Origin of the sequence: Bavariicoccus seileri WCC 4188 (genome assembly GCF_000421665.1) — a bacterium.
Classification (GTDB): domain Bacteria; phylum Bacillota; class Bacilli; order Lactobacillales; family Aerococcaceae; genus Bavariicoccus; species Bavariicoccus seileri.
On sequence record NZ_ATXL01000069.1, the window covers coordinates 1 to 7,128 of the forward strand.

The following is a 7,128-nucleotide window of genomic DNA, read 5'->3' on the forward strand; positions in this document are numbered from 1 at the left end:
TAAGGAAGTCTATCCGAAAATACGCACTTAAATTTTCGAGAGAGGATGACTTATTTACGAAAAAGCTACTCCAGGAACACCGACAAAGAGGTTGTCATTCAAGTGGTCAGCTTTGAGAAAACGGGTTGTGACATCGTCACAACCCGTTTTTCCCTTAATAGATTAAATAAACAATGTCTAAGATACTGACACACAAAGTCACTACACAAAATCAATCAATATAGCTTAGTGCTTGGTCCAAATCATCGATCAGGTCTTCAACATCTTCTAAACCGACTGATAAGCGTAATAATCCTGGTGTAATACCTACTTCTAGAAGTTCTTCTGAATTGAGTTCAGCATGGCTCATTTTTGGCGGGTAACTAATGATAGACTCGACAGCACCAAGGCTAACTGAAAATATTGGTATTTCCAGATGTTCTACTACTTTTCTGGCATTCTCCAATGACCCAACGTCAAAACTCAAGACTGCACCACCACTTGATGCTTGTCGTTGGTGGATATCATACCCTTTATGGCTACTAAGCCCTGGATAAAGAACCTGTACAACTCTCTTATCAGCTTGTAGATGTTCTGCAATTGTTTGGGCTGACTCGCTAGAACGTTTATAACGAACTCCAAGGGTCTTTAATCCTCTCAGTAGTAACCACGTATCAGTAACACCTAAAGTAGCCCCTACTGCATTTTGAATAAAATAGATTCTCTTAGCTAATTCATCATCATTTGTTACTGCTACTCCAGCTAAAATATCGGAATGCCCTGCCAAAAATTTAGTGGCCGAATGAACAACGATATCAACACCTAATTCTAATGGACGTTGTGTTAGCGGCGTCATAAAAGTGTTATCGGCAATTGTAAGGAGACCCTGTTCTTTGGCTAACGCGACAACTGCTGATATGTCTGTAATATTTAAAGTTGGATTGGCTGGTGTTTCTATATACAATGCTTTTGTGTTTGGCTTAATTGCTTTTTTGATTTCTTCAATATTTGAAAAATCTACAAGGTCATACGTGATGCCAAACCGTGGTAAAACATCATGTAAAATACGAAAAGTACCACCATATACTTGTTTGCTTACCACTAAATGATCACCGGATGAGAAAATGAATAAAACACTACTGATAGCTGCCATACCAGTGCTAAACAAATAGCCGTATTTTCCGCCTTCTAAACTAGCTAATGTGCGCTCCCCACTTTCACGTGTGGGATTACCCGACCTAGAATAGTCAAAGTGACCATAAGTATCGAAGTCTGCTTGACTAAACGTAGAACTTAGTTGGATTGGAGTATTGACAGCACCACTGATTGGATCGCTATCAGTAGTTTGTTTGATAAGATTTGTCCATTTACCCATGCTTTGCCCCCTCTATTGCTTCCGTTAAATCTTTCAATAAATCATTTGGATCCTCTAGCCCAACGCTCAAGCGGATTAATCGATCAGTGATGCCTAAAGCTAATCGTTGCTCCTCAGGCATATCACAATGCGTCTGTACGGTTGGAATCGTAACTAGTGTTTCCGGACCACCGAGGCTTTCTGCGAATGATACGATTTTTAACCCTCTTAAAAAAAGATTAACATCAACATCTTCAGCAACATAAAAGCTGACCATTCCACCTAAGCCGGAATAAAGAACTTGATTGATACCGGCTATCTCTTTCAATTTGCTAGCTAAATACTGTCCTGATTCATTATGTCTTGCCATCCTTAAGTGTAATGTTTTAAGACTTCTGATCAATAGCCAAGAGCTGAATGAATCTAGTACTTGACCACGAGTAATCAGTTGTGTTTCTATTATTCCTGCTATGTCAGTAGAATTTGTAATGACTACACCTGCCAACAAGTCATTATGACCAGCTAAATACTTAGTAGCTGAGTGAACCACAATATCGGCACCAAGTAATAGAGGCTTTTGAAAAATAGGTGTCAAAAAAGTATTGTCTACAGCAACCAATACTTCTGGAAAATCTTTTTTAATCGCTTGAACAAGAGACTTTATATCAATCACTTTCATCATTGGGTTTGATGGAGTTTCAATCCAAATCAATTTCGTCCGGTCAGTTATTAATGCTCGTAATGTCTCTAAAGATTTACCATCCCAGATATCAAAGCTGACATTTGATTGCTTTTTGATTGCATCAAAGTACCTGAATGTCCCACCATACAGGTCATCACTGGTAATAAAATGATCCCCATAATTCAACAAGGAGGAGAATACCAGATCAATTGCCGACATGCCAGAACTCGTAGCAAACGCTCTACTACCATTCTCCAACTTTGCAAGTTCGGTTTCAAGAATTTGACGTGTCGGAGTCGTGACTCGTGCGTAATCAAACCCTGTACTATCACCTAAACCCGGATGGCGAAAAGCAGTTGAAAAATAAAGTGGTGTTGAAATACTTCCTGATTTATTATCATCACTTCTATTTCCAGCTTGAGCTAATAAGGTATCTACCGAACACCCTGACAAACAATCTGATGCATCCTTTTTCATATAATTATCTCCCCTTTGTAAGCTACAATATGCAACAAAATAATGCAAAAAAACCGCAGTCTATAAAGACTGCGGGACGCCAAACCGTGGTACCACCCGACATTCATTTGACCAGTTATCTGGACAAACCTCATGTCATATCTAGCAACAGAAAAGTCACTCGATATTTGGAAATAACGGTCCAACCGCTTAAAACTGATTCCTAATTAGAACTTGTCCTAAGATGACTCATGGACCATCTTCCTAATGCTTTGCTACTTGCTTCCACCACACACAAGCTCTCTTTAAACATGACATCAGTACTCATCCAATCGCTGCATTTGATTTATATTCTTACTGTATCACTATAGCTTAGAAGATACCTTTTTTAAAAGTGAAAGTCAACTTTTAAATAGAACACCACTTTATCATGACATTTTTAATGTAAACATTTTAATCGTTTTGTGTAAGTTACTAACTTTTGGTAATATATAAAGTGATTTAGAATTTACTAGCTAAAAAAATGTAGTTTCTAATGGCTCGATAATCTTACAATCAAAAAAACAAGATCAGAATGCTTACTTTAAAAGCTAATAACATCAACGATTCTGGACCTTGCTTTCTTCAATTTTTAATGATTGTTTTTAAAAAGAGTTGTCCAATTTTAAATCGATGATTTTAGTCCCATGCACTTCTTGAACAGGCAATTGACTTAGCAGATTAGGTAATGTCTTATAGGATAATCCACCGCCGGGCATAATCGTTAAACGATTGGCAGCATAAGAAATCAGTCGCTTCAAGTGAGCGATATGATCTTCAATCGGCTCCTTGGTAGGACCTCCATGTGTCAAAATACGGGTTACACCTTGTTCCGCCAACCAGTCGACAGCTAAAAATTGTTTAGAAGGTTCGATCTGATCAAAGGCCATATGGTAGACGACTTCCATGCCGTTGGACTTTTGGATCAATTGCTCCATCAAACCAGCATCTATGAAACCTTGACGTGTCGCTCCAAAAACGACACCATCAACTCCCAGTTCCTGACAAGTCGTGATGTCATTCAACATGATCTCAGCATCATCAAGATTATAGGTGAAATCACCACCACGCGGTCTGATCATGACCATGACTTTAACATTGTTGTCCCTTGAAAACTGAAGAGTTTTTTGTATGACACCCTTAGATGGCGTCGTTCCGCCTTGACTTAGGTTGTCACATAATTCAATCCTCTTAGCACCTGCTTTTATCGCATAAGGTACCAAGGTAAAATTTTCAGCACAGAACTCTTTAATAATGGCGTGATCAGTTGTTGAGTTACTAACAATTGTCATCTTACTCACTCCTAGTCAATGAAACTTGAACCAATTAGTTAAGAGCAAATAGGTATTGATGCCCTCCAACACTCTTTTATGCTCTTTAACGCTTTGTAGTACTCTTAAACACTTGTTAGTCATTTAGAAATGTAGCACACGACTATTTTAGCACGTATTTCTAACCCTTGATACTGCTATTTTAATTATCACAAACTTTGTTCTATGTTTCACTATACCTAACTTTAACAATGCACAGTCGTTACAACTTAAACCACTTCGAATTATTTTTTATTTTCACATGCCTGATATCTTCCCACAAAAAGAACTTTCCCTCAACTTCGAACCCATCTTCATCTGCAAAACCATTGAATATACCACTATACAAATCTTGAAACCGACCAAATTCATCCTTTATTTGTAGCTGAATTTCAATAGGTTGCGCCGAAAAAAAGGCCTGTTGTAACACTTGATCGATTTCTTGACGCGTCATTGGAGACAGTTCTTGGTTATTTTTCATGGCATCCAGTTGGTTAGACTCTATCCCTTTAACTAATTCGTCCATGGCATAAGCCGTTCCCCACTTTAATCCAAACGGCCGATCACGAAATGCATTATAATCCCTGAATACTTTCTTTGACCGCTTTCTAGGATGGTAGCCCTCATAATGCTTTGCGACGTCATGATCTGTTGTCTTATGATCTAAGATGTCGTGGTTTAAGTCATGACTTTCTAGATCATGCGGTCTGGCAGTAACATTATAATCCGTCTTATCCTGTTTATTCAAAGTATGATGATTATCGCTATGGTTATTAACACTATTTTCCATGTGCTGGCTCACCTTCAATACCTGCCATCCCACCTGCATGCCCACCAACTAATGAACTTCTTGCAATAGCACGACCACCAGGTAGCAAACTATGCGCGTGCACCAAACTTTTAAAACCATACCGACTACGCACCTTATCTACCAAATCATCAACTTTAAAATCTTTGAGTTGGTCCGGGATATCCCTAAATAAATCCAACTGAAGCGATTCGATATGTTTTAAATCGTGACAATTGACTCCAATATTTCGAATCACTTGGTTGGTGTAATTTTTTCTAAAAATATGAAGGAGGTGGTCTGCTAAAACTTGACTATTATGAGTTGGAGAAACTTTCATCTGTTGGTGAAATCCAGACTTTTGTGACACTTCACTATAACCGATAGCAAAGCCAATCCAGAGACCCACAACACCAGCTTTCAAGCCACTCCGCCTCAATCGCGTTCCTACCTGATCTGCCATTTCCTTGATTACGACCTCGATTTCATTTGCCTTATCATAGTCACGGTCAAGCACCTGACTATTGCCAATCGATTTTGAAGCCGGTTCATATTTTTGACCCAAGAACGTACGATCAATCCCCCAAGCATGAGCAAACAACTGCGTGCCAGAAACTCCAAACTCTTCTTTTAAAAGAAAATAATCACTGTGTGCTAATTCGTCGATCGAATGAATTCCCAAACGATTCAAACGAATAGCGGTTCGTTTCCCTATCCCCCAGAAATCAGTGATTTCCTTTATCCCCCATACCTTTTTTGGAACATCACTATAGCGCCATTCTCCAATCATAGTAGGATTGTGTTTTGATTCATTATCCAAGGCAAGCTTGGCGAGCAACGGATTATCTCCAATCCCAATTGTCGTTAAAACACCTGTCTCGCGATAAACTTCACTTTGAATCAATTTGGCAATTTCAAAAGCATTATGTGCATCAAATAAGTTAAGACTTTCAGTCACATCCACAAAACTCTCATCGACAGAGTAGACATGATGATTTGATTCATCCGCAAATCGCTTATAAATCGCGTTGATTTGTTTATTTTTATCCATATACTCTCTCATCCGTGGTGGTGCCAAAATAAGATCATCTGGATAAGGAAACGGCAAGTCACGCGCCCGACTGACATTAGTGATGCCATAACTAGCCTTCGCTTTTGGTGAACTTGCTAAAATAAGACCAGACCCACGCTTGACCTTACTACCTGACGGATAAGACATCACAACTAGCTTAGCAGCTAAGGGATGAATAGCACGTTCAACACACTCAACAGACGCATAAAATGATTTACAATCGATACATAAAATATCACGACTAGGTTCCCTTTTATAATCAAACTTAGGTTTCTCGCCAAAAATCATAACAGCACCTCACTATTCCTATCCTATCCTCCCTCTAAATATAGAACATACGTTCGCATTCCGTCAAGAGAACACTCATAGATTTAGAAATAATTTTCCGTCACTGCCCTCCCCCAAAACACAAAAAAAGCCGCTAATCACCAGCGACTCATTTTAAATGGCATGCTACTATCTTACGAAAGAGCTCTAATCCTATTTGACACCTCAAGATACCTTTAAATAATTGCACGTTTTGTCATACTCTTTAATAACCTCACCACGACAAAGTACCCGTTGGTATAAATAGCAATTTTCTACTTTCTTGAATACAAACGTTAAATCATCATCTAATTTAGATAATTCTTTCGGTATTTTAAAAATAGGTTTTCCCAGTTTCTCCATCGTTTCAATCAAATGATAGTTGATAAAATGAACTGGAGAAGGATACTCAACCAACTCTTGCCAATGCCTTTCAAGGGCATAAGTTTCATTGGCATGATTCGGGATATTTGCTTGAGAAGCTTCCATGGACCTACCCTCCTTCATTTTGATCTCTTGATCTTAATTATAAGAACATTCGTTCTTATTTCAAGCACTAAATTAGGATGACATCCATTATTTATCTTTATTGACATAAGATTACATAGTATCTACTGAAGATTACATAGTATCTAACTGATAATCGTAGTTAAAATTTTTTGATGGGTATACTCTTATTTATAGATTGCCTATCCTTTATTGATTTACAAAGTGTTGTACATTACAATTGCTCTTCTTGAGTCCTTGTTTAACAAGCTGATTGAGTGCTTCAGGTTTCAAATGAACGACGCGATCCTCTGGGGTCCACTGCACATTTGGTTTTTCATTCAACTGTAAGACATCCGACACATCGATAGAATCAGTAGGTACAAGGTAATAGACAACTACTATTTGATGATAGACTTGACCATTTCCCTGCCAAAAATTCTCAACGACCCCCAGCAGTTGTTTAACACTATTCATGAGGCTTTAAAAACTTAACTTCTAGAAATACCTAACGTCATTCTGGCATAACGACTCATACGATCTGGCGACCAAGCCGGATACCACACAAGTTTCACATCAGAACTTTTGACCTCTGGCACTTTTTTAAGCGCCCGATGGATTTCATCTGTAATAATATCTGCGAGAGGACAACCCATT

General features: G+C 38.5%; 8 protein-coding genes. All 8 read right to left on the reverse strand.

Annotated features, from left to right (window positions below; genetic code table 11):
• Nucleotides 1–211: 211 nt before the first annotated feature.
• Nucleotides 212–1,354 carry a PLP-dependent transferase gene (locus H541_RS0110175; protein WP_022797192.1) on the reverse strand — a complete coding sequence of 381 codons (1,143 nt, stop codon included), beginning with the start codon at nucleotides 1,352–1,354 and terminating at the stop codon, nucleotides 212–214.
• Nucleotides 1,347–2,492 carry a PLP-dependent transferase gene (locus tag H541_RS0110180; RefSeq protein WP_022797193.1) on the reverse strand — a complete coding sequence of 382 codons (1,146 nt, stop codon included), beginning with the start codon at nucleotides 2,490–2,492 and terminating at the stop codon, nucleotides 1,347–1,349. The genes H541_RS0110175 and H541_RS0110180 overlap by 8 nt, the downstream gene beginning before the upstream one ends.
• A gap of 623 nt (nucleotides 2,493–3,115) precedes the next feature.
• Complete coding sequence (locus H541_RS0110185; protein ID WP_026501774.1) at nucleotides 3,116–3,766, reverse strand: copper homeostasis protein CutC; 651 nt, start codon at nucleotides 3,764–3,766, stop codon at nucleotides 3,116–3,118.
• Nucleotides 3,767–4,043: 277 nt separating this feature from the next.
• Nucleotides 4,044–4,610 (reverse strand): hypothetical protein, encoded by a 567-nt coding sequence (locus H541_RS12370; protein WP_022797195.1) that lies wholly within the window; start codon nucleotides 4,608–4,610, stop codon nucleotides 4,044–4,046.
• A complete protein-coding gene (locus tag H541_RS0110195) occupies nucleotides 4,600–5,967 on the reverse strand; it encodes a Y-family DNA polymerase (RefSeq protein WP_022797196.1) in 1,368 nt (455 codons plus the stop codon). The genes H541_RS12370 and H541_RS0110195 overlap by 11 nt, the downstream gene beginning before the upstream one ends.
• A 204-nt stretch (nucleotides 5,968–6,171) precedes the next feature.
• The gene (locus tag H541_RS0110200) at nucleotides 6,172–6,474 is read right to left on the reverse strand and encodes a DUF5960 family protein (RefSeq protein ID WP_022797197.1); all 303 of its coding nucleotides are present in this window, start codon (nucleotides 6,472–6,474) and stop codon (nucleotides 6,172–6,174) included.
• Between the two features lie 207 nt (nucleotides 6,475–6,681).
• Nucleotides 6,682–6,948, reverse strand: coding sequence for an NUDIX hydrolase (locus H541_RS0110205; protein ID WP_022797198.1), 267 nt, complete (start codon nucleotides 6,946–6,948; stop codon nucleotides 6,682–6,684).
• A 14-nt stretch (nucleotides 6,949–6,962) separates the two neighbouring features.
• Nucleotides 6,963–7,128, reverse strand: a 166-nt coding sequence (locus H541_RS12375) for a metal-sulfur cluster assembly factor (protein ID WP_022797199.1), incomplete at its 5' end; no start/stop codon positions are given.